Here is a 23,014-nt window from a genome sequence, read left to right on the forward strand (position 1 = left end):
GGTGCATACGCGTAACGCACCGGGGCTCCGGTCTCTAGTTAGCTAGCTAACTATACCCCTCGGCTTGCATGTGTTAAGACTCCCGCTAGCGTTCATCCTGAGCCAGGATCAAACTCTCCATTGTAAATAATTTTGTTTGAAGCGTTAGCTTCTGTTTTTTACAACATCGAATTTCCTATAGCTCCATTATTCAAGGATTGACTTCGTTTTATTCGGCTATTGTTCCATCTGTATATTTGATAATTTCAGATGAACTTCTCATCTTAGCAAACCCTCTCGGCATTTGCGGTTGCAAAGGTAATACTTATTTTTTAACTAACAAATTTTATTTAGAAAATTTTTATTTCAACAAGTCAATTTTACTTTCACTCTCAAACTCCTTTCGAAATCGGTTTGCAAAGGTAAAACTTATTTCTAAACTCGCAAATTTATTTTTAAATAAATTTTTTCGCTATTTAAGTCCTTATGTCAAGTTCAATACTACTCGTCTTTCGTATTGAGGTTGCAAATATACGCCTGCATTATTCGTTTTTCCAAACCAACTTTACATTTATTTTACATTCTTTCCTTAAGTCACTGGTACAATGGAAAATATTTTTTAAATTTTTTAGATATGAGATGTGAGATATTAGATTTTTGACGAGAAAAGCTCTTTTTAAAAACAAAATTATAACGGGATAGATTTCTCGACAAGCTCGAAACGACAGGAAAATTAAACTTGTTAATTACTCAAGAATGCCTTTTAACTTCATAAAATGATTAGACGTTTTGCTTTTCTTACCAAAAAGAAAAGTAAAATGGATACTTTTGAGTTAACTATACGGGAGGAATTGTCGCAAAGCGAGAATGAGTTATTCAGTATAGTTAATAATATAATGGATACGATGCTGATGACATCATAATTAAGTTTCTATAAAAAAGCTTTTTGATAAAATCGGAGTGACAGAATCAAAAAAAGGAGAACGCTTTATTCTCCTTTTGTATCTTATTAATGTGGACCGTTACCGTTTTTATCTTTTTCCAAATCGGTATTCCAAATTTTGATTTTATCTGTTTTTTTCAAGCCAGATTTTACTTGAACATTCACTCCGTCTGTAATTCCAAGAGTGATGTATTTCTTTTCGTATTTTGCATCTTGTCCTTTACCAGAAGTAAGAATCTCAACATATGGTTTTTGGTTTTCGTCGTAACGAACATGCGCTGATTTTACCAACAATACATTTTTTGCTTCCTGCGTTACAACCTCAGCATTTGCAGAATATCCCGCACGAATAAAGTTATCTGAATCTAATTGAACTGGTGCTTTAATCTCGAACTGAACTACTCCATTCGTTGCAACTCCTTGAGGCGAAATAAAATCAAGAATCGCTGTAAAAGTTTTGTTCGGAATTGCACCAATCGATACATTAATTTTCATTCCTTCTTTTAATTTACCAACCTCAGCTTCGTCAACTTTTCCTTGGAAAATCATTTTCTTAACATCAGCCATCGTAGCAATCGTCGTACCTGTAGAGAAATTATTAATCTCTTGCACCATATTCCCAACCTCAACAGGAATATCTAAAATCATTCCCGAAGTAGTTGCTGTAATACGTGTTGTTGCATAAGCTTCCAAACCAGGAGCAATACCTGTTTGCGCAACCTTGTAATCGTTTTCGGCAGCTTTTAATTGTTGTTGAGCTGACTTATATGTTGCATTTGCATTGTCATAATCTGCACGAGGCAAAACACCTTGATTATATAAAGTTGATGTTCGATTGAAATTACGACGTTCTTGATCGACCGTAATTTGAGCCGCTTGAATAGACTGACGAGCTGCATTTAACGACTGAACATTTGGAACAACTTTCAGTTCACAAATCAATTGACCACGCTCTACATATTGTCCTTCAGCAACATTAATCGATTTTATAACACCCGAAATATTTGGCTTAATTTCAATTGTTTCCAACGGTTTTACTTCACCAGTTGCAACAGCTTTCACCTCTATATTTCCCATAAAAGGCGTTGTCGTTTCATAAACTTCATTGTCTTGGCTATTCTTTTTACCGAAATACGCAATCACACCGATTACAGCACCGATAAAAACGACAATCATCAAAATCTTTAGAAATTTTTTCATTCTTCTATATCTGTTAAGTTTTAGTTATTCATCTCTCAAAGCATCAATAGGTTTGATTTGAATTGCACGTTGAGCAGGAATCAATCCCGCTAAAGTTGCCATAATCACCATCACTGCTAAAGCTGTAAAAAGTGTAAACAAATCGATTGACGCATTATATAAAGGTATGTTTTTATTTGATGGAATGATAATTTCGTTGAGAACCATTAGTAAAAGTGCTGCAAAAATAATTCCGCCTAAACCTGCAATTAATGTTAAAACTACTGATTCTAACAAAATTTGTCCTCGAATTTGAGCAGGAATTGCACCTAATGCTCTTCGAATTCCAAATTCTTTTGTACGTTCTGAAACTGTAATCAATAATATACTTGCAATCGCAATAACCCCAGAAAATAATGTCATCCCTCCTACAACAATCGCTAGGAACTGCATTCCTTTTACGAATTTCATAATCTTTCCAAGCATTTCACCTAAGTTAAAACCTCCAATTCCCTGGTCGTCATCTGGCGAAATATTTTTAATTTGTTTCAGATATGTTTTTAATTCTTTTTCGAATGCAACAATATCATAATTATTAGGCAGGCTCAAACTCAAATATTGAATCGTTTCCCCTTGATTATATATCTTTTGAAATGTTGTAAACGGAATAAACACTTGATCTTTACTCTCTACAGGCGAAGAAGGTGTGTCGTAAACGCCGACAATTGTATAATAACTATCGCTAATTCTGATTTCTTTCCCTAAAGGTTTTGGTTTATCACCAAAAAATTGTTCGGCAACTTCAATTCCAATTACACAAACTTTCGATTCAGTTTTGATATCATCTTCATTGATAAAACGACCTTGAATAATATCTTTCCCAAACATTCGGTTTTGGTCTGGGTAATCTCCATTAACCGTGTAAAAATTATATTTTGTTCCGTAAGTTAATATTGAATTTGGTTTCGAGTTTCGAGGAGCTAACAACGAAATTTGAGGAAAACGAGCCTGAATTTGACGAACATCACTCATTTTCAATTCAATTGTGCGACCTTTTTGAAATCCTTGATATGGCATCGATGTCGTTCCTCCCCAAACAAATAATGAATTGGTTGCAGCATTTGCCAAATTACGGTCAAAACCATTTTGCAAACCACGTGTTACGCCTAACAATAAGACAAATAAAAACATTCCCCATGCGACACCAATCATCGTCAAAATAGTGCGCAATTTATTTTTGCGAATCGCCGCGTAGACTTCGCTCCAAGCATCTGGATCAAAAACAAATTTTATAAAGTTCATTATTCGTCTCTTAAAGCATCAATAGGTTTAATACGTGCTGCATTCAAAGCTGGAATTAATCCAGAAACTGTTCCTGCAACAAATAAAATAATACAAGCCATTACCAACGAATTAGTTTCTACACCTGGATTATAAATAAAATATTCTTCTAAGCTATCTCCAATATTTTCTACAACAAGTGCCGCTAAAGCAATTCCTATTGCTCCGAAAATAATTGTAATCATAATTGCTTCTTGTAAAATCAGTCCCAAAACATTGGCTGGTGTTGCGCCTAAAGCTTTTCGAATACCAATTTCTTTGGTACGCTCTTTTACACTAAACACCATAATATTTCCGATACTTACGATTCCTGCAATCAAACTTCCTCCACCAATTACAAATACAATAATTGTCAGAATCAAGAAAAATTGATTGGTATCTTCCATTGCATCAGCCGCATTTCGCACCCAAATTCCACCATAATCAGAAGGTGCAACATTATGTCGACCTTTTATATTATATTCAATTGCATTTGCAAGTTTAGAAATGTCAGCCAAAGCCATTCCATCTTTTGGTGTTACAATAATCGATGATACTTTATCTGTAGCATAAATCGTTCTAAACGTTGTAAAAGGTGCATACAAAGCACGCTCGGCATTATCACCACCATCTTTACTTTCGAAAACACCAACCACTTGATACATACTTGAACCTAATTGCAAATACTTACCAATCGCAATCTGATTTGGAAAAAAATCTTGCGCAACCAATCGTCCAATAACAATTGATTTGGACTGATTCTCCATATCTTTTTTATTGATAAATCGACCAAGCGTTACATTTTCATTAATCATTGATTCATATTCTGGATAAACTCCAGTAATTGAATAACTTCCTGAATTAGCTTCATTTCTAATCGTATCACTTTTCGAAATTGTACTTACAATCGATTTTATTTCATCTGGAAAAGAATGTTTAATAAAATCAAAATCTTTTACATCCAATTCAATTGTACGTCCTTGTTTGAAACCATTGTAAGGTTCTGTTGTTGTACCTCCGTTAACGGTAATATTTAATGAATTTGCTTTGAAAAATTCTTGTTGAAACCCGTTCTGCAAACCATTTCCCAATCCATACAATGTAATAAACACAAAAAGCGCCAAAGCGATTGTCAAACCCGACAATGCTGTACGCAATTTATTACTTGCAATGGACGACCATATTTCGCTCCAACGGTCTGTATCAAACATATTTTATATTTAAGATTCTTTGATTTATGATTTACGAAGTTTGAGATTCGAAAATCATTAAACTCTTACTTGTTCTACTTTTTCGTCACTTACAATTACACCATCTTTAAGACGAACAATACGTTTACACATATTTGCAATATCATCTTCATGCGTCACCATTACAATTGTTTTACCTTCGTCATTAATTTCTTGAATCAGGTGCATTACTTCTTGCGAAGTCTTTGTATCCAGCGCTCCTGTAGGCTCATCCGCCAATAACAATTTTGGTTTTGCAGCCAATGCACGCGCAATTGCAACACGTTGTTTTTGTCCACCCGAAAGTTCATTTGGCATATGAGTAGCCCAAGGCTCCAACCCCACTCTTTCCAGATAACTAAGCGCTATTTTATTTCGATCCGATCGTTTTACTTTTTGATAATACAACGGTAACGCTACATTTTCTAATACATTTTTGAAACTAATTAAATTATAAGATTGAAAAATAAATCCTAAAAATTTGTTTCGATAATTAGCCGCTTTAGTTTCGTTTAACTTCTCAATTCTAACACCGTCCAATTCATAAATACCTGTATCATGCTCGTCCAACATTCCAATGATATTCAATAAAGTTGATTTCCCCGAACCCGAAGATCCCATAATCGCAACAAATTCGCCTTCCGTAATCTCAAGGTTAATTCCTTTGAGTACGTGAAGTTTGTTTTTTCCCATTATGTAGGATTTATTTAAATCTCGAATAGATATCATAGATTGTTGTAAATTTCAATAAAGATAACAGATAAGTCGAAATTATAAGAAAAATGTTACAAATAAAGATTAATGTAAAAAATGTAAACCTATATTATTTAAAGTAACATTAATAAATTGTTTAATCGTTAAGATGGACAATGTAATAAATATAACTTTTATGAATAAAGGTAACTTAAATTTAAAAACAGAAAAATATTGATAGTAAAAAACATAAATATAAAAGACTGTAACCGCTATTGTTATGTATTTTATTGGATTTAAAAATATCGTAGGAGCAAATGTTAAAGCTACTTTTTGTATAAAATTAATTAACATCCAACCACCAACTAAATATGTATTCAAAACAAGATTTTCAGTATAATTTTGTTGACTCTTTCTGAAAATTAAATAACTACAAAGTGCATAAAAAGGGATGGCTATGAAAGGAACAAATTTGGAGTAATCTTTCTGAAATTTGTATAAACCTGTATAATCGGTTAAAAATACTTTTGCATCTACATGAAATAACTTCAAGAAAAAATACTCGATAGTCAGAACCAAAATAATTGTAGAAAAACAATTGAAATGTTTTACACGTTTTCCTTGAATATATTCTCGAATACTATGACCTGGTTGTGTAAAAAGTTCTCTTATTGTAAAAATAAAACCTTTATCAAAATGAAAAATTCCATGAACAAAATCGTGAACAAAAAAATGTTTTAACGAAAATCGATGTATTGATGTGGATTGTCCACAATTCGAACAATAATTCCCTTGTGTTTCTTTTTCGCAATTCAGGCATTTGTTATTCATTTTTCAGAAAAATAATAAGTTAAAATGTATTTCATAATTAGTTTTGTAAAACTAGAAATACATCTTAAAAAAGCAAACTTTATTTTCAGTTTTTTAAAAACTTTAAACTGGATCTACATCTACATCAATTCTCACTGAACGAAAAGCCGCAATTGTATGCAGTTGATCTATTTTTGATTGAATTAAATCTTTTACTTTTTGAGGCGATTGATTTGGTCGAATTTTAATCATCACATCTGTAATATACAAATTATTGATTCGTCCTATCGAAGGCGCTTCTGGACCAAGTAAACATTTTGCATCAAAACTTGGTTTAAGTAAAACGACCAATTGAGCTGCTGTTTTATCCAAACGCTCTTTATTTTTATGCTTGAAACGCAACTTGATTAACCGAGAATAAGGCGGATACAAAAATTCTTTGCGCTCATACAAAATATCCTTCATCGTTGGTGCATAACTATAAGTTGTGACATTTTGCAAAATCTGATGTTCGGGTTGAAAAGATTGAATCAAAACTTTTCCTTGTTCTTGACGACGACCAGCACGACCAGAGACTTGCGTTAACAATTGAAATGCTTTTTCGTGCGCTCTAAAATCAGGAAAATTCAACAAAGAATCTGCTCGAATAACACCAACAAAATTAACATTTCCAAAATCAAAACCTTTTGTAATCATTTGTGTTCCAATTAAAATATCAATTTCTTTGTTCTCGAAATCTTCAATCAATTTTTCGTAAGCAAATTTCCCGCGCATCGAATCGACATCCATTCTTCGAACTTTTGCATCAGGAAAAATCGTTTGAACTTGCTGTTCTATCTGCTCCGTTCCCAAACCTTTTGTATTCAATTCGTGCGAACCACAACTTGGACAACGCAAAGGTTTCGCTTGCGCATAACCACAATAATGACATTTGAGTTGATTAGAGAATTTATGATACGTTAAACTGACATCGCAATTTGGACATTCAGGCGTATGTCCACACGTATTACATTCCATAATCGGTGCATATCCACGTCGATTCTGAAACAAAATGACTTGCTTTTTTTGATGCAATTGATTGAAAATTTCATCACGAAGTGTATGCGAAATATCTTCTGTAATTTCTTTTTCCTTTTGCGCTTTTTTGAGGTCAATCAAATTAATTTCGGGCAGCTTTATATTTCCAAAACGCTCCGTTAATTCGACATAACCATATTTTTTATTTTTCGCATTATAATAACTTTCAGCCGAAGGCGTCGCCGAACCTAACAAAACTTTTGCGTTCATCATTCCTCCAAGCAACATCGCCATATCGCGCGCATGAAAAAATGGTTTTACATCCATTTGTTTATAAGACGATTCATGCTCTTCGTCGACGATAATCATTCCCAAATTATCAAAAGGCAAATACAACGCTGTTCGTGGACCAATGATAATATCGAAATCACCATTCAAGGTTTTTTGCCACAATTCGACACGTTCATTTTGATTAAATTTCGAATGATAAACTCCTACTCTTTCTCCAAAATGTTTTTTAATGCGATGAACAATTTGCGTTGTGACCGAAATTTCTGGCAATAAATACAATACTTTATTTCCTTTCGCAATTATTTGCTCCATCAATTTTAGATAAATTTCTGTCTTTCCACTAGACGTTACACCATGCAACAAAACAGTCGATTTATCTTTAAAATCTTCTTTAATTTGATTTAGAGCTGCGGTTTGTTTCAAAGTCAACTCTGAAATTTCAGTTACATCTTTCTCTTGCTCTTCTACACGAGAAGTTTGATGCTGATAAATTTCGACAGCTCCTTTTTCTGCTAAGGATTTAAGTACTGCATTTGTCGCACCTTGTTTTACAAAATCTGACACTTTTAGCGGTTTTTCTTGTAATTGTGTTTCTAACGTAATCAATTGCAACAAGGTTTCGCGCTGTTTTGGTGCTTTATTTAATTGATTTAAAATCTCGATAAAAGCAGCTTCATTTCCTTTTAAATCGGGATGTAATCTGACATAATTATCAATTTTAGGCGTATATTTTTCGTTGAGTTTTTCATCTAATCGAATAATTCCTTTATCAATTAATAATTTTAGTGTTGGAATTGCTGATTTTTCATCCACAATTAAAGCTGCTTCTTCAACCGAAATGATTTCTCTTAATTTCAACGCTTCAAAAACTAAAAATTCATAATCATTTAGCTCTTCAATTGTTTCATAATTTGGATTAATTAATCGAACAAAAGTTTGAGATTCTAATTTTAACGCAGAAGGAAAAGCATTTCGAAAAACATCGCCCAGTGAACACATATAATAATTCGCCATCCATTCCCAAAAATTAATTTGCGTTTGCGTCACCAAAGGTTCATCATCCAAAAAAGCATGAATCGCCTTTGTTTTGTATAATTCTGGCGCATTTTGATGAATAGAATGTACAATTCCTGTATATAATTTTTGCGTTCCGAAAGGCACGGAAACACGCTGACCAACTTTAATTTGCTGTAAATCAATTTCAGAAAGATGGTATGTAAATGTTCCATTTAATGAAAGTGGTAAAATAATTTCGGCAAAATAATTCGTTGTCATTTTATATGATTAAAAACGCAAGTTAAACATTTTTTTGTGTTAAGAATGAAGATTACAATTGCTTAAAATTTCACAAATTATTAATATTTCATTTTCAGATAGTTTGAAGAATTAATACTAATTTTAAGAGAATTCAAAAACTATCATTATGTTACATGCCATTTTAGATCAGATTTCGGAATCGGAAAAACCAATTATAAAAATCATTTTCAGAAATGATGATACGCGTGTTGTTGCTTTTGGACTAAAAAAAAGTTTGAAATTAATCGATCATCAATTACCTGTAAATGCAAAAATTTTAATGCTGAAAGGTGAAATAGAAATTGATTCAAAAATTGAGATTGTCAATTTAAAAGAATTTGACGAATATATTCTTCCTCCAAAAGTTATTCATCAAGTGACTTCCTTACAAGATTCGATGATGTTGGTTATTCTAAATTTTAATAAAAAAAGTTTTTAAAATATAGTTAAACTCTATTTATTTACACTATAAAAAACTTTATATTTATGATTATTAATTTATCAAAATATGAAACTACTTTTCTCATTAACTACTCTCCTTACCTTAGCCCTATCTTCTTGCAGTACAAGTATTAAACACGATCGATTATTTACTGGAACGATTGTGAGAGATTGTACAGGAACTTACATTCGTGTTGATGACAAAGAGGATTATTTGGTTTGTAACAATGAAATATTTTCAGACAAAAAAGAAGGTGAAACCGTGAGTGTTATTTATGATTTTGAAAAAACATGCAAAGAGTTAGAAAATAAAGCAACTTGTATGATGTATCATGAACATAAAGGCAAGATTAGAATCAAGAAAAATAATAATTAATCAAAAAATCCACTCAAATTGAGTGGATTTTTGCTTTATATAAAATACGATTATTTCGATTTTTTACGACGCTCTAATTCTTTTTCAATCAGCATCAATTCGCGTCCTGTTTGTCCTGCAACAGAAGTGTTTTCTTGTGCTCGACGAACCAAGTAAGGCATTACTTCTTTGATTGGCCCGTAAGGTAAATATTTTGCAATATTGTATCCTAAATGCGCCAAGTTGAATGAAATATTATCACTCATTCCAAATAATTGTCCAAACCAGAAATTTGGATTATTTTTCTCAATTCCGTTTTCGTTCATCAATTTGATTAACAATTCGCAACTTTCTTCGTTGTGCGAACCTGCGAATAAACCAAAACGCTCGTGATGAGAAGCAATAAATTCTAACGCTAGATTATAATCTCTATCCGAAGCTTCTTTGTTTGGTTGAATTGGAGATGGATAACCTTCGGCTTGCGCACGTGCACGCTCTTTCTCCATATATGCTCCACGCACAATTTTGAATCCTAAGAAATATCCTTCGCGCTCTGCTTTTGCATGCATTTCTTTCAAATAAGCCAAACGATCATGACGATACATTTGCAACGTATTCCAAACTAATGCACGTTTTGTGTTATATTTCACCATCATTTCGTCAGTCAAATCATCTGCAGAACCTTGCATCCAAGTTTCTTCTGCATCTACCATGATATTAACATCCAAATCATATCCTTTTTGACATACTGCCTCGAAACGTTGACGAATATTAGCCCAAGATTTTTCTTCTTCTGCAGTTAACGTTTGTTTCTTCCCTACTTTTTCAAATAATTCGATTCGACCAAATGCAGTTGGTTTAAATACTACAAATGGAATTGATTGATTAGATTTTGCTAAATCAACCAAGTGTAACATAACGTCACGAACTTCGTCAAATTGTTTTTCTTCTGTTAATCCTTCGATAGAATAATCTAAAATAGAACTTACGTGATATTTAAATAATTCATTTGCGACAACCACACCTTGTTCTGCCGTTTCTCCTCCTACAAATTGTTTGTAGATTGTTTCACGAATTACAGGTTTTACGAATGGGATATCTACCGCAAATGGTAAATTAAAAAACTTAGTTCCAAAACTTGTCAATGCGGGGCTTCCGATTAACTTGTATAAGTAATACGCTTTCTTTAAATCTTTATCTGATTTCGATTCGAAAGCAAACTGTGTATTGTCGAATAAAGACATGTGAGTTAACTATTTTTTGTGTTAATATAACGTTACAAATTTATAATTAAAACCTGATTAAACTAAAAAAACCTACAAGAAATTCTTGTAGGTTTTTGATATATTTTAAAGATTGCAAATAGTTGCCTATTCTTATCCTTTTTTAGCGTATTTGCTTCTGAATTTGTCGATACGTCCTGCAGTATCAACCAATTTAGTTTTACCTGTGTAAAATGGGTGAGATGTAGAAGAAATCTCCATTTTGATTAATGGGTACTCTACTCCGTCAACAACTAATGTATCTTTAGTATCAGCACAAGATTTTGTGATGAACACATCTTCGTTAGACATATCTTTGAATGCTACCAAACGGTAATTTGTTGGGTGGATATCTTTTTTCATTTTTTTAATCTTCTTTGTTAACTTTATTGGAGTGCAAAGATAATATTATTTACAGAATGTTACAATTAATTTTATTGAAAAAACATTTAAAACAATACATTAAGCAAATTTAATTTCGAGTGTAATGGGCTTCTTAAAATTAAACCTGCACTTCTTGTACACATTTTTCGTGGTGCAAATATAAACATTTTAGTAATTCGTACAAATATTTTTGGTGAATCTATTCATAAAAATCTATTTTTTATCTTTGTCCATCTACAATAAAACCTATTATTTGCTGTTTAAACTTATATAATGAATCATAATTTTATGAACGTAAAAACATTAATCGCCGGACTTGGTATTGCTTCTTTGATTGGTTTTCAATCTTGTCGCGATGATTTTGACTATGATCCAATTAGTTCTGAATTGCGCTTTAGCAAAGATACCGTTTCCGTAGATACCGTATATAATTTCTCTAAATCTGAAACCTATCTGCTTAAAATTTATAATCCTGAGAATGATGATCGCGTGATTCCAAAAATATATTTGACACGTGGAAATAATTCATTTTTCAATATAAATGTAGACGGAAAAGCAGGAACAAGTTTCGAAAATGTGCCGATTCGCAAAAAGGATAGTTTATTTATTTTTGTTGAAGTAAATGCTCAAGAAGCGCCTCTTAATCCGCTTTACGATGACGAAATTAACTTTAAAACAACCAATTCTTCTAAAAAAATCAAGTTACTTTCTTGGATAGAAAAAGCTAAAATTCATACAAAAGATGCTACAATTTCTTCTGCAAATTGGAATATGGACGAAGCCCAAGTAATTGACGGAAATTTAACTATTACAAGTGATTTAACAATTGATAAAGGTGCAAAAGTTTATTTCAAAAAAGGAGCAAGTTTAACAGTTGGAAACAATGCAAAACTTACTGTAAATGGAGCTTTGAATGAAGAAGTGAAATTTCGTTCAGCTCGTCATGATAATAAATACGATTCGATTCCTGATCAATGGAACAAAATCGAACTAGCTCCAAATAGTACATCAAAAATCAATTATGCAAAAATTATTGGTGCAGATACTGGTTTACACGTAAATAATTCGAAATTAGATATTAGTAATGCTAAAATTGTTAATAATCAATCGTATGGAATTTTAGCAACAAACGCTACAATTACAGGTTACAACTTGGTGATGAATAATAGTAATTTGGCAACTTTAGCAATAGAATATGGTGGTTCGTACGAATTTTATCATTCTACTTTTGCCAATTATTACAATTTTGCGACAAGTGCTGGTCCAGCTTATTCGCTTTTCTTGAGTAACGAAAACAATGATAAAAATGTTTCGGCTTTGACAAAAGCAACGTTCGGAAATTGTATTATATATAATGAACGCACGCCAAATGCTATTTTATTGGATAAAAAAGATGGTGCGGCTTTCAATTATTTATTTGACACCAATGTTATTCACAATGCGGATACTTCAGTATTAAATGTGACAACTGCGCCAAATTTCTTGGCAAGTATTACGTTAGATCCGATGTTTGAGAATACAAATTATTTCGCAAATAAATTAGCTGTGAAAAATGAATCACCTGCTAAAGGGAAAGGAAAAATATCTTTTGCGCAACAATATCCGTTAGATTATAACGGACAACCTCGAGGAACAACTCCTACAATTGGAGCATTTCAATAAAATAAATAAGGTCGAGTAAAACTCGACCTTATTTATTTATTATTTAACTGAACAGATACTTTTCCTTTAAAATCATCTCCTTTAAAATTGATTCTATAACTTTTATAAGATTCTAAATGAATAGATTCTTTTTTATTCATTTTTCCTTTCGAAGCACTACCTATTTGAGTTAATTCTTTTCCTGTATAATCTACAATCGAAAAATCCATTAAACCATTTTTTTGTTTCACTTCATAATCTAATTCAAGTTCTATATCTTGATTTGTTTTCAAGAAATAATAAACTTCTCCTTGCATTTGTGTAAAGTCCAAAACGATTTGATTATTATTTCGTCTAATCACTTTTGTTGCTGAATATGTTGTTCCTTCTGTTTTATAAATTCCATCAATACTCAAATATCTTGACGCATTCGTTGACACATTCGAAACAGTTGAAATTGTAATACAAGATTGCACCAACATCACTGCAAAACACAATAAAATAAATTTTCTCATAACATCATATCTTTACTATTAAGATGCATGTTTTATAAAAAAGTTACAACAAAGATTTAAATTCTATTCGTTATTTCTCGTACCAAAACACCAACAACTCCTAAAATAACCACCTCATCATTTTCGTGTATTTGAACACAATCTTTGTAATTTAGATTTATCGCAATCAGTTTATTGTTTATTTTATCAAAGCGTTTCAACGTATAATCTTCATTATTAACAGAAACAATAATATCATCGTGATGCAACGGAATAAGATCTGTCCGAATCACCAAAATATCATTTTTTTGATAAACAGGATACATCGAATCTCCACCAACGACAATCAAAAAAGTAGATTCGGGATGCGTTAAATAACGTTCGTCCAAACTTATTCTATCGTCCACAAAATCTTCTGCAGGTGAAGGAAATCCAGCATTTACATGACCAAAATTCGGAATATATTTTTTCTCACCATCTGTATTTATAACAAAAAGGTTGAGTTCTTTGTCTAACATTTTTATCTCTCCATTCATTTTTTCTATCGTTTAATACACCACCAACAAATCTTTCCACTTGGTTGTATAACAAGGTGATAAATTATTTTGACGCATTTTCCACGTTTTATTCAAATCTTGCGAAGCTAATTTTATTTTTGTCGCACCAAATTTTTTGTTCAACAAATCGATGACTTTCATCAAATCTGGGTGATTTGGATTTTCTTCTTCAAAAAGCGATAATTGTTTTTGATCTGACGAAACAATTCCAGACACCACTACTCCAGCCTTTTTGTACTCATAACCATCTTTATAAATTTGCTCAAACGCTTTAATTGCAAATTTGGACAACGTTATACTTGAATTCGATTCGTAAGGTAAATGGACCGAAATTGTACGGTAATATTGTGGTTTATTTCTATCAAAATTATTGGTCTGAATAAAAACTGTAACCAAATTGCAAGAAGAATTCTGTTTCCGAAGTTTCTCTGCACACGAAACCGCAAAAGTAGCAACACGCTCTTTTACATATTCAAAATCGTTGGTATATTCTTCAAAACTACGCGTCGTTGCAATACTTTTCTTTGCCGAAATCGCTTCTAAATCTAACACCGCTTCACCTAACAAATCTTTTTTCAAACGCAAACCTACTATCGAAAATTCTTTCCGAAGAAAATCATCTTTTAATTGTACAAAATCCAACGCTTTATTGACACCGATCATTCTCAAACGTCGCGACATTCGTCGACCAATTCCCCAAACATCTTCAATATTTAACCATTTTAACGCTTTATGGATTTGTTCTTGAGTCTGAATAATATAAACCCCTTGATGAACTTCTGGAAATTTTTTCGCAATATGATTCGCTAATTTCGCCAAGGATTTTGTTGGAGCAATTCCTACACAAACTGGCAATTTTGTAAATTGATATATTTTAGATTTGATTTCTAATCCGTAATTTTTCAAATCAAAACGATCAAATCCATTCAATTTTAAGAAACATTCGTCTATCGAATAAATTTCCTGATCAGGCGAATACAACGATAAAATCGACATTACACGATTGCTCATATCCGCATATAATTGATAATTTGACGAAAAAAATTTGATTTTTTTCTGTTCAAAAACACGTTGAAATTGATGCGCAGGCGCACCCATTGGAATTCCAGCTAACTTCGCTTCAGCAGAACGCGAAATTACACAACCATCATTATTAGACAATACTACAATTGGCTGATGAAGAAGCTTCGGTTGAAAAACACGATGGCAACTGGCGTAAAAATTATTACAATCTATCAATGCGAACATAGTACAAAGTTGAGAAGTTAAAACGCCACATTGTGTCATCGAAAATGTTAATTTATTCCAAAACAAAAAACCACTCAAATGAGTGGTTTGTATCCTTATTTAATTTTATATTTTTTATGCAAATCTTTTATTACAACAGCTGGTTCATAAACCGTTTGAAATTTTATTGGTTTACTGTTTTTGAAATATTGTACTTTCAGCCACGTATCATTACTATCTAATTTTGTGTAGCTGTTACTTTTTTCCAAGACTTTATCGTTCACTGTACTTAAAATTGCAAAATAATCAAAATTATTACGCTGACCTATTTCCGCTGCTCTCAACAAAGCATAGTCAAACGTTTTGTCTTTTTTATTGTATTCGTTTCCATCAAAACTAACAATATAGGTATCATTGTTCACCTTTTCTTCGGTATAACCGCCTGTACCATTATCTTTTTGGTATGCAACAGCCTTGCTGTTATGACAACTTGCTAAAGCAAAAATGAAAGCTCCAGCACATAAAATTTGAGTTAATTTTTTCATATCATTATAATTGGTTATTGTGCTTTAACAAAAGTTGTTCCTTTTAAGATATGTTTTTGATATTTCTAAATATTTTCTTAACAAATTATTTTTGAAGAAAATACTTTTTTATAAAAAATCCTGATTAACAGTGTATTTTTCAAACATTTAAAATCAATTTCGGTACAACATATTTAACATTCTATTAACTCATTGATTCTAATAAAAATCATTTAAGTTTTAATGCTTTATCTGATAAACTCACCTATTTTTGTAAATCAATTATAAGTAATGAGTAAATTAGAAAAATATCTATTTTCTACCAGAACCATGACGGTCTTGCTATTCATCTACGCAATCGCCATGGGTTATGCCACTTTCATTGAAAATGACTACGATACGGCTACTGCAAAAGCTGTTATTTACGAGGCAAAGTGGTTTGAGGTATTAATGATTTGGTTGATCGTTTTGTTCTTAATGAATATCAAACGATACAGATTATGGTCAAAGGAAAAATTGCCTTTATTGGTTTTCCACTTAGCATTTTTGTTTATTTTTATTGGAGGAGGAATTACTCGTTACATCAGTTTCGAGGGTGAAATGCCTATTCCAGAAGGAGGAACAAGTAACGAAATTACATCGTACAAATCTTATTTCAAGATGATGGTTGATGATGGTACACAACGTTTAGCGTACGACAATCATCAATACAACATGACGTATTTTGACAGAAAAGATAGTACAAGTTCTCTGTTCCGTAGACACTTTGAAGGTGAATATCAGTTCAAAGATAAAGTCATTAAATTAAAAACTTTTGATTACGTACCTCACGCTTTAGATACAGTTGTAAGAAAAAAAGAAGGAATTAATGTTTTAGAAATTGTGACAGTTGGACAAACTGGACGTAATTCTGTTTTCATCAGAAATGGTGAAATCAAAAGTGTTAATGGAACTTTAGTTTCGTACAATAGACCGCAAGATGGTGCGGTACAAATTACTGGAGAAGGAGAAAATTTGGTTATCAAATCACCTTTCGAAGGAGAATATGTACAAATGGCTGGACAACAAGTTGGACAAATTACAGACATGCAGAAATTGCAAGAAGGTGCTGGAAAAGTTGAGTTTAATGTTCCTGCTCCATTAAAATTACGTTCGTTGTATACAATCAACGGAGCGCAATTTGTAGTTCCAAATCCGGCTTTCAAAGGTGAAGTTTTATATCGACAAGGTTCTAAATTTAAAGCAGAAGAAAAAAATCTTCCTGGTGCAATTAGAGCTGAAGTTATTGTTGGTGATAAACGCGATACAGTGACGATTGTTGGAGGAAAAGGTGTCACAAATTATTCTGCTGATGTACAAATTGACGGAATGAATATTTCGTTAGGTTACGGTTCTAAGTTAGTGAAAGTTCCATTTAGCATTCGTTTAGATGACTTCATTTTAGACCGTTATCCTGGTTCTACAAACCCTTCTTCTTTCGAATCTAACATTACAGTTATCGACGAGGGAAAAGAAACAAAACATCACATTTATATGAACAATGTAATGGATTATAAAGGTTACCGTTTCTTCCAATCGAGTTATTTCCCAACAGAAGACGGAACTATTTTACAAGTTAACCAAGACTGGTGGGGAACTAACATTACCTATTTAGGATACTTCTTATTATTTGGGGGAATGTTTGTTTCATTATTCTGGAAAGGAACTCGTTTTACACAATTAAACTCTTTATTAAAAAGTTTACATACCAAAAAAGTAAATATTTTACTTCCATTATTTTTACTTTCTGGATTAGCATTTGCTCAAAATCCAAGTACTACTGATGGAGGAAAAAATGGACATCAAAAAATTCAGACTGATTCGGAAAAAGGTAATGTTCATTCATCAGAACATATTGGTAGTTTTTCTACAAAAATGGCTGATGGTGATGAATTAGCGAAGAACGTAAAAATTCCGGACGAGCACGCTGATAAATTTGGTCATTTACTTACACAAGATATCGAAGGACGTATAAAACCTGTTAATACGCAAGCTTTAGAAATCCTTAGAAAAGTTTACAAAAAAGATAAATTCCACGGATTATCTGCCAATAAATGGTTTATTTCTTTGCAATTAGATCCTGCTTATTGGGTAAATGCTCCGATGATTGAAGTTGGTGATAAAGGTGGTGATCGTTTAAAGAAAATTACAAGCGCAAATGAAGATGGTTACACATCTTTAATGAATTTGATTGATCCAAAAACAACTCGTTTCAAATTAGACAAAGCCTATAACGAAGCATTCTCAAGAAAACCTTCAGAGCGTTCTAAATTTGATGAGGAAGTAATTAAAGTTACAGAGCGTTTCAATATTTTAGATCAAACTGCAAAAGGTTATCAATTAAAAATAATTCCAGTTCAGAATGATCCTTCAGAGCGTTGGACTTCTTGGATTTATCAAACACAAGAAAATCCTGTAGAAATCGATACAATGGCACTTGGAATGATTAGTGTTTATTTTAACATGGTTTCGAAAGGATTAGAAAATGGTAATTGGACGCCTGCAGATAATGCAGTAGATTATATCGATAAATACCAACAAAAATGGGGTAAAAATGTTGTGCCTTCTCCAACAAAAGTTGAGATTGAGGTGTTATACAATAAATACAACGTTTTCTTTTGGGTGATGATTGCTTATTGTATGGTTGGTGGAGTCTTAATGATTTTATCATTCATTCAGTTATTTTCAGAAAGCAAAGCACTGCATCGAATTATCAATGTTTGTTTGGGATTAATATTTATTGTCTTTATCATACAAGCCGCAGGACTTGGTGTTCGTTGGTATTTAACGGGACACGCACCTTGGTCTAACGGTTACGAAGCCATTGTATTTATTTCATGGATTAGTGTTTTAGCTGGATTGTTATTATACAAAAACCGAAACGCATTTATTCCAACAACAGGAGCTATGGTTGCTGTAATTATGATGGGATTTGCGCACGGAGGTTCTATGTTAGATCCACAAATTACACCATTAGTACCAGTTCTAAAATCGTATTGGTTAATTGTACACGTTGCGATTATCGTTTCATCTTATGGTTTCTTTGGATTAAGTGCTATTTTAGGAGTTTTCTCATTAATTATCATGATGATTAAACCAAATAAAAAGATTGAAATTTCACTAAAAGAAATGACTTACGTTTCTGAAATGTCATTAACAATTGGAATTTTCTTACTTACTGTTGGTACATTCTTAGGTGGTATGTGGGCAAACGAATCTTGGGGACGTTACTGGTCTTGGGATCCAAAAGAAACTTGGGCTTTCGTTTCTGTAATTGTTTATGCAGTTGTTTTACACATGCGTTTAGTTCCAGGATTAAGAGGGAAATTAACTTTTAACATCGCTGCAATGTGGGCTGTTTGGACAGTAATTATGACGTATTTTGGCGTTAACTATTACTTATCTGGATTACATTCATACGCAGCCGGAGATCCAATTCCAATTCCATTTTGGGTTCCTGCAACAGCAGTCGCAATGTTAGTTTTATCTATTGCAGCTTGGTATTTCCAAAACAAAGTTTACCATGTAAAATCAAAAGATTAATTTCTTTGAATATTATAAATGTTAAAAGCTCATCGAAAGGTGAGCTTTTTTATTTTAACCTACTTTAACTTACAAATCATAACATTTTTTTTAAATTTGTTTAAAATAGTACGCAATGAAATATTTATTCATCGGATTTTTAGGGCTATTTATAGCTTGTAATGCGCAAGAAACTAAGAAAGTTTCTAAAAAGCAAACCATTCATCAAACAACAAAAACACCTCAAAAAGTGAACAAAATTTACGATTATACATTCAAAGATATCAATGATGACGATTTTAATTTCGCGGATTTGAAAGGAAAGAAAATCTTAATTCTTAACACAGCTTCAAAATGTGGTTACACACCTCAATATGATGCTTTAGAAAAATTGTATCAAGAATATAAAGATCAAGGTTTAGTTATTGTTGGATTTCCTTCAGACAATTTTGGAGGTCAGGAATTTGACAACAATGAAGAAATTGCAAGTTTTTGTAAATTAAATTATGGCGTAACTTTTCCTTTGATGTCAAAAAGTGATGTAATTGGAAAAAATCAAAATGAAATTTTCAAATTCTTAACAAAAAAATCATTGAACGGAAAATCTGATAATGATGTAAAATGGAATTTTACGAAATTTTTGATTAACGAAGACGGAACTTTAGAGGCTTCTTATCCATCAAAAGTAACTCCAGATTCAAAAGAAATAATAGATTGGTTAAATAAATAGTAAATGAAGTTAGATATTCTTGCAATTGGAGCTCATCCTGATGACGTAGAATTGGGATGTGGAGGAACACTTGCAAAAGAAATTAAAAACGGTAAAACAGTTGGTATTCTCGATTTAACAAAAGGAGAATTGGGAACTCGTGGTACTGATGAAACGCGCCGTGTAGAAGCAAATGATGCCAAAAACATTTTGGGAGTTGCTGTAAGAGAAAATCTTGGAATTCCTGATGGTTTTTTCTTGAATGATAAAGAAAATCAATTGAAAATTGTCGAAATCATTCGCAAATATCAACCTGATATTATTTTGAGTAATGCACCTCACGATCGCCATCCAGATCATGGAAAAGGTTCAGATTTAGTGAATACTGCTATTTTCTTATCGGGTTTACCAAAAATTGATAATGGATTACCAGCTTGGCGTCCAAAAAAGCACTTCCACTACATTCAATGGTTGCCTTTAGAACCTCATTTTGTAATTGATATTTCTGGTTTTGTTGATACAAAAGTGGAAGCTTGCATGGCGTATAAAACGCAATTTTTTGATCCAAATTCGAGCGAACCTCAAACACCAATTTCATCGAAGAATTTTACAGATTCTATCCGATATCGTGCATATGATTTAGGAAGATTAATCGGAACTGAAGGTGGAGAAGGATTTATTTCGCGAAGTTATATTGGCGTAAATAATTTAGATTCTTTAATTTAGAAATAAAGGTGTAAAAAACCTTTATTTTTTTGTCAAAATTATTTGCAAGTACCGATTAATAGGCTATATTTGCAGTCCAATTGAGAGATTAAATAAAAGTTAATTTCGCAATAAAAATGGTGATTGTAGCTCAGTTGGTTAGAGCGCCGGATTGTGGTTCCGGAGGTCGTGGGTTCGAGACCCATCATTCACCCTAAAACTTTAGAATTAGTTTCAAAAGAAATTCAAACCAAATGGTGATTGTAGCTCAGTTGGTTAGAGCGCCGGATTGTGGTTCCGGAGGTCGTGGGTTCGAGACCCATCATTCACCCTAAAAACTTTAGAATTAGTTTCAAAAAAAATTCAAACCAAATGGTGATTGTAGCTCAGTTGGTTAGAGCGCCGGATTGTGGTTCCGGAGGTCGTGGGTTCGAGACCCATCATTCACCCATATTAAATCTCAATTTCAATAGAAGTTGAGATTTTTTTATTGAATTAATATCAAAACTTGGGAGCAATGCAAAAATTTGTGATAATCTGAATAAGAAAAAAGCTCTATCTCTAACTTCTTACAATTGCATTCTAAAGCTTTTTAATTTTTGGATTAGGAGTCAGGATTCTTGGTTATTTTAAATTATATTTTTATGGATAAAAAAAATAAGAATGATTTTTAGTTTGATTCTTCGTTGTAAATTTACCAAAACATTCAAAATGAAAAAATCATCAATATTCTTAGGAATGATTGCTTTTGCTGGAGTTTTAAGCTCTTGTTCAACTCAAAAAACAGCAGCAGAATCAACTCAAACCTCAATAGAAATGACAAAAGATTACGCTTTTCAATATTATGCTCAAGTTCCATTAACAACAGATATTTCGCATTTAACAAAAAACGAAAAAGAGATTTTACGTTTGATGTTCAAAACGGCAGATATTATGGACGATTTATTTTGGCAACAAGCTTATGGTGCTAAAATAGATTTGATGGACGAAACGAAAGGTGAAGCCAAAGAATATGCAAAAATAAACTACGGTCCTTGGGATAGATTGAATAACGAAACGCCTTTTATAAACGGTATTGGAGCAAAACCTGCTGGTGCAACTTTCTATCCAATTGATATGACGAAAGAGGAATTTGAACAAGCAAATATCAAAGATGGTAAATCTCCTTACTCAATTATTCGTCGTAATCGTGAAGGAAAATTATATTCGATTCCATACCACGAAAATTTCAAAAATCAATTATCAAAAGCCGCTGAATATTTAACAAAAGCATCAGAATTAGCAGAAGATGCTGGGCTTAAAAAATATTTAAAATTACGTGCTGCAGCTTTGATAAGCGATGATTTTTATGCAAGTGATTTGGCTTGGATGGATATGAAAAATGCAAATATTGATATGGTGGTTGGTCCGATTGAAAATTACGAAGATCAATTGTTTGGATATAAAACTTCATATTCTGCATATATTTTAGTAAAAGATATTGAATGGTCGAAAAAATTGGCAAAATTCGTTCAATATTTACCAGAATTACAGAAGAATTTACCTGTTTCTGCAAATTACAAAAAAGAAATTCCTGGAACTGATTCGGATCTTAATGCGTATGATGTGGTGTATTATGCGGGAGATTGTAACGCTGCTGGAAAAACAATTGCGATTAATTTACCAAATGATGAAAAAGTTCAACTAGAAAAAGGAACGCGCCGTTTGCAATTAAAAAATGCTATGAAAGCGAAATTTGATAAAATTCTTGCCCCAATTGCAACTGCTTTGATTGATGAAAGCCAACAGAAAAACATCAAATTTGATGCATTCTTTTCTAATGTGATGTTTCACGAAGTGGCGCATGGTTTAGGAATCAAAAATACAGTAAATGAAAAAGGTTCTGTCCGCGATGCTTTAAAAGAAGCTAATTCAGCTTTAGAAGAAGGAAAAGCTGATATTCTTGGTTTGTATATGGTGAATCAATTGTTGAAAAAAGGTGAATTGACAGGAACACAAGAAGATTATTTTGTGACTTTCTTGGCTGGAATCTTACGTTCAGTTCGTTTTGGAGCAAGTTCTGCACACGGACAAGCAAACATGATTGCGTTTAACTATTTTGCTGAAAATGGAGCTTTCGAAAAAACTACAAATGGACGTTACAGAGTAAATGTAGCTAAAATGGAAAAAGCAATGAATGGTTTATCAGAATTAATTTTGACACTTCAAGGAAATGGAGATTATGATGGTGTAAAAAAATTATATGCTGATAAAGGAATTATTCACGACGATTTACAAAAAGATTTAGATGTCTTGAAAACAAAAAACATTCCAGTTGATGTTGTTTTTGAACAAGGTCCAAAAATGTTGGGATTGTAAAAATAGATTCAATAAAAAAGCTTTCTCAAAATTGAGAAA

Annotated in this window: 19 protein-coding genes, 3 tRNA genes and 1 rRNA gene; 10 read left to right on the plus strand and 13 right to left on the minus strand. The window is 32.4% G+C overall.

Annotated elements, in window-relative coordinates:
* The 7 genes from B4J88_RS05715 to priA form a co-directional block, all read right to left on the minus strand.
* Positions 1 to 124: ribosomal RNA gene (locus B4J88_RS05715) — 16S ribosomal RNA — on the minus strand; the annotation flags it as partial.
* A gap of 864 nt (positions 125 to 988) precedes the next feature.
* Positions 989 to 2,122 (minus strand): efflux RND transporter periplasmic adaptor subunit, encoded by a 1,134-nt coding sequence (locus tag B4J88_RS05720; RefSeq protein ID WP_115001196.1) that lies wholly within the window; start codon positions 2,120 to 2,122, stop codon positions 989 to 991.
* A gap of 24 nt (positions 2,123 to 2,146) precedes the next feature.
* Positions 2,147 to 3,403, minus strand: coding sequence for an ABC transporter permease (locus B4J88_RS05725; RefSeq protein ID WP_038335695.1), 1,257 nt, complete (start codon positions 3,401 to 3,403; stop codon positions 2,147 to 2,149).
* Positions 3,403 to 4,632, minus strand: a complete 1,230-nt coding sequence (locus B4J88_RS05730; protein ID WP_038335694.1) for an ABC transporter permease — start codon at positions 4,630 to 4,632, stop codon at positions 3,403 to 3,405. The genes B4J88_RS05725 and B4J88_RS05730 overlap by 1 nt, the downstream gene beginning before the upstream one ends.
* A gap of 57 nt (positions 4,633 to 4,689) precedes the next feature.
* A complete protein-coding gene (locus B4J88_RS05735; protein ID WP_038335693.1) occupies positions 4,690 to 5,379 on the minus strand; it encodes an ABC transporter ATP-binding protein in 690 nt (229 codons plus the stop codon).
* Positions 5,380 to 5,448: 69 nt separating this feature from the next.
* Positions 5,449 to 6,174, minus strand: coding sequence for a DUF3667 domain-containing protein (locus tag B4J88_RS05740; protein WP_291066788.1), 726 nt, complete (start codon positions 6,172 to 6,174; stop codon positions 5,449 to 5,451).
* A gap of 102 nt (positions 6,175 to 6,276) precedes the next feature.
* Entirely contained in the window at positions 6,277 to 8,736 is a 2,460-nt protein-coding gene (priA, locus tag B4J88_RS05745; protein ID WP_291066790.1) for a replication restart helicase PriA, read from the minus strand.
* 148 nt (positions 8,737 to 8,884) lie between these two features.
* Between priA and B4J88_RS05750 the strand changes: the two genes are divergently transcribed.
* Together B4J88_RS05750 and B4J88_RS05755 are read left to right on the plus strand one after the other, a co-directional pair.
* The gene (locus B4J88_RS05750) at positions 8,885 to 9,196 is read left to right on the plus strand and encodes a hypothetical protein (RefSeq protein ID WP_115001209.1); all 312 of its coding nucleotides are present in this window, start codon (positions 8,885 to 8,887) and stop codon (positions 9,194 to 9,196) included.
* A 69-nt stretch (positions 9,197 to 9,265) separates the two neighbouring features.
* The gene (locus B4J88_RS05755) at positions 9,266 to 9,574 is read left to right on the plus strand and encodes a hypothetical protein (RefSeq protein ID WP_115001211.1); all 309 of its coding nucleotides are present in this window, start codon (positions 9,266 to 9,268) and stop codon (positions 9,572 to 9,574) included.
* Positions 9,575 to 9,624: 50 nt separating this feature from the next.
* Here B4J88_RS05755 and B4J88_RS05760 read toward each other — a convergent pair whose 3' ends face one another.
* Positions 9,625 to 10,797, minus strand: a complete 1,173-nt coding sequence (locus tag B4J88_RS05760) for a proline dehydrogenase family protein (protein ID WP_115001213.1) — start codon at positions 10,795 to 10,797, stop codon at positions 9,625 to 9,627.
* Positions 10,798 to 10,929: 132 nt separating this feature from the next.
* Positions 10,930 to 11,178, minus strand: coding sequence for a type B 50S ribosomal protein L31 (locus tag B4J88_RS05765; RefSeq protein WP_038335685.1), 249 nt, complete (start codon positions 11,176 to 11,178; stop codon positions 10,930 to 10,932).
* A gap of 294 nt (positions 11,179 to 11,472) precedes the next feature.
* Here B4J88_RS05765 and B4J88_RS05770 point away from each other — a divergent pair, with 294 nt between their 5' ends.
* Positions 11,473 to 12,861 carry a hypothetical protein gene (locus B4J88_RS05770; protein WP_257468169.1) on the plus strand — a complete coding sequence of 463 codons (1,389 nt, stop codon included), beginning with the start codon at positions 11,473 to 11,475 and terminating at the stop codon, positions 12,859 to 12,861.
* Positions 12,862 to 12,893: 32 nt separating this feature from the next.
* Here the strand turns inward: B4J88_RS05770 and B4J88_RS05775 are convergent, their stop codons facing one another.
* The 4 genes from B4J88_RS05775 to B4J88_RS05790 all read right to left on the minus strand — a co-directional run bounded on the left by B4J88_RS05775 (position 12,894) and on the right by B4J88_RS05790 (position 15,663).
* A complete protein-coding gene (locus tag B4J88_RS05775; RefSeq protein WP_219034692.1) occupies positions 12,894 to 13,355 on the minus strand; it encodes a hypothetical protein in 462 nt (153 codons plus the stop codon).
* Positions 13,356 to 13,411: 56 nt separating this feature from the next.
* Positions 13,412 to 13,870, minus strand: coding sequence for a LexA family protein (locus tag B4J88_RS05780; RefSeq protein ID WP_115001214.1), 459 nt, complete (start codon positions 13,868 to 13,870; stop codon positions 13,412 to 13,414).
* Positions 13,871 to 13,882: 12 nt separating this feature from the next.
* Positions 13,883 to 15,139, minus strand: a complete 1,257-nt coding sequence (locus B4J88_RS05785) for a Y-family DNA polymerase (RefSeq protein ID WP_291066830.1) — start codon at positions 15,137 to 15,139, stop codon at positions 13,883 to 13,885.
* A 95-nt stretch (positions 15,140 to 15,234) separates the two neighbouring features.
* The gene (locus B4J88_RS05790) at positions 15,235 to 15,663 is read right to left on the minus strand and encodes a CC0125/CC1285 family lipoprotein (RefSeq protein ID WP_038335681.1); all 429 of its coding nucleotides are present in this window, start codon (positions 15,661 to 15,663) and stop codon (positions 15,235 to 15,237) included.
* 270 nt (positions 15,664 to 15,933) lie between these two features.
* Between B4J88_RS05790 and ccsA the strand changes: the two genes are divergently transcribed.
* From ccsA to B4J88_RS05825, 7 genes are all read left to right on the plus strand, one after another.
* Positions 15,934 to 19,224 (plus strand): cytochrome c biogenesis protein, encoded by a 3,291-nt coding sequence (ccsA, locus tag B4J88_RS05795; RefSeq protein WP_180906236.1) that lies wholly within the window; start codon positions 15,934 to 15,936, stop codon positions 19,222 to 19,224.
* 115 nt (positions 19,225 to 19,339) lie between these two features.
* A complete protein-coding gene (locus tag B4J88_RS05800) occupies positions 19,340 to 19,933 on the plus strand; it encodes a glutathione peroxidase (protein ID WP_181816287.1) in 594 nt (197 codons plus the stop codon).
* Positions 19,934 to 19,936: 3 nt separating this feature from the next.
* Positions 19,937 to 20,638, plus strand: coding sequence for a bacillithiol biosynthesis deacetylase BshB1 (gene bshB1 / locus B4J88_RS05805; RefSeq protein ID WP_125349099.1), 702 nt, complete (start codon positions 19,937 to 19,939; stop codon positions 20,636 to 20,638).
* A 118-nt stretch (positions 20,639 to 20,756) separates the two neighbouring features.
* A tRNA-His gene (locus tag B4J88_RS05810) sits at positions 20,757 to 20,832 on the plus strand.
* A gap of 41 nt (positions 20,833 to 20,873) precedes the next feature.
* Positions 20,874 to 20,949: transfer RNA gene (locus tag B4J88_RS05815), tRNA-His, on the plus strand.
* A 42-nt stretch (positions 20,950 to 20,991) separates the two neighbouring features.
* Positions 20,992 to 21,067: transfer RNA gene (locus B4J88_RS05820), tRNA-His, on the plus strand.
* Between the two features lie 261 nt (positions 21,068 to 21,328).
* Positions 21,329 to 22,975 (plus strand): dipeptidyl-peptidase 3 family protein, encoded by a 1,647-nt coding sequence (locus tag B4J88_RS05825; protein ID WP_125349098.1) that lies wholly within the window; start codon positions 21,329 to 21,331, stop codon positions 22,973 to 22,975.
* Positions 22,976 to 23,014: the final 39 nt, after the last annotated feature.

Origin of the sequence: Empedobacter sp. UBA5036, from assembly GCF_002415215.1 — a bacterium.
GTDB classification, from domain to species: Bacteria; Bacteroidota; Bacteroidia; order Flavobacteriales; family Weeksellaceae; genus Empedobacter; species Empedobacter falsenii_B.

Bases quoted from the DNA above. Each gene is read 5' to 3' on its own strand.
- ccsA (WP_180906236.1), top strand. From the start codon at position 15,934: ATGAGTAAATTAGAAAAATATCTATTTTCTACCAGAACCATGACGGTC.
- B4J88_RS05765 (WP_038335685.1), bottom strand. From the start codon at position 11,178: ATGAAAAAAGATATCCACCCAACAAATTACCGTTTGGTAGCATTCAAA.
- B4J88_RS05800 (WP_181816287.1), top strand. From the start codon at position 19,340: ATGAAATATTTATTCATCGGATTTTTAGGGCTATTTATAGCTTGTAAT.
- B4J88_RS05785 (WP_291066830.1), bottom strand. From the start codon at position 15,139: ATGTTCGCATTGATAGATTGTAATAATTTTTACGCCAGTTGCCATCGT.
- B4J88_RS05770 (WP_257468169.1), top strand. From the start codon at position 11,473: ATGAATCATAATTTTATGAACGTAAAAACATTAATCGCCGGACTTGGT.
- B4J88_RS05775 (WP_219034692.1), bottom strand. From the start codon at position 13,355: ATGAGAAAATTTATTTTATTGTGTTTTGCAGTGATGTTGGTGCAATCT.
- bshB1 (WP_125349099.1), top strand. From the start codon at position 19,937: ATGAAGTTAGATATTCTTGCAATTGGAGCTCATCCTGATGACGTAGAA.
- B4J88_RS05730 (WP_038335694.1), bottom strand. From the start codon at position 4,632: ATGTTTGATACAGACCGTTGGAGCGAAATATGGTCGTCCATTGCAAGT.
- B4J88_RS05725 (WP_038335695.1), bottom strand. From the start codon at position 3,403: ATGAACTTTATAAAATTTGTTTTTGATCCAGATGCTTGGAGCGAAGTC.
- priA (WP_291066790.1), bottom strand. From the start codon at position 8,736: ATGACAACGAATTATTTTGCCGAAATTATTTTACCACTTTCATTAAAT.
- B4J88_RS05735 (WP_038335693.1), bottom strand. From the start codon at position 5,379: ATGATATCTATTCGAGATTTAAATAAATCCTACATAATGGGAAAAAAC.
- B4J88_RS05750 (WP_115001209.1), top strand. From the start codon at position 8,885: ATGTTACATGCCATTTTAGATCAGATTTCGGAATCGGAAAAACCAATT.
- B4J88_RS05780 (WP_115001214.1), bottom strand. From the start codon at position 13,870: ATGAATGGAGAGATAAAAATGTTAGACAAAGAACTCAACCTTTTTGTT.
- B4J88_RS05825 (WP_125349098.1), top strand. From the start codon at position 21,329: ATGAAAAAATCATCAATATTCTTAGGAATGATTGCTTTTGCTGGAGTT.
- B4J88_RS05790 (WP_038335681.1), bottom strand. From the start codon at position 15,663: ATGAAAAAATTAACTCAAATTTTATGTGCTGGAGCTTTCATTTTTGCT.
- B4J88_RS05720 (WP_115001196.1), bottom strand. From the start codon at position 2,122: ATGAAAAAATTTCTAAAGATTTTGATGATTGTCGTTTTTATCGGTGCT.
- B4J88_RS05740 (WP_291066788.1), bottom strand. From the start codon at position 6,174: ATGAATAACAAATGCCTGAATTGCGAAAAAGAAACACAAGGGAATTAT.
- B4J88_RS05760 (WP_115001213.1), bottom strand. From the start codon at position 10,797: ATGTCTTTATTCGACAATACACAGTTTGCTTTCGAATCGAAATCAGAT.
- B4J88_RS05755 (WP_115001211.1), top strand. From the start codon at position 9,266: ATGAAACTACTTTTCTCATTAACTACTCTCCTTACCTTAGCCCTATCT.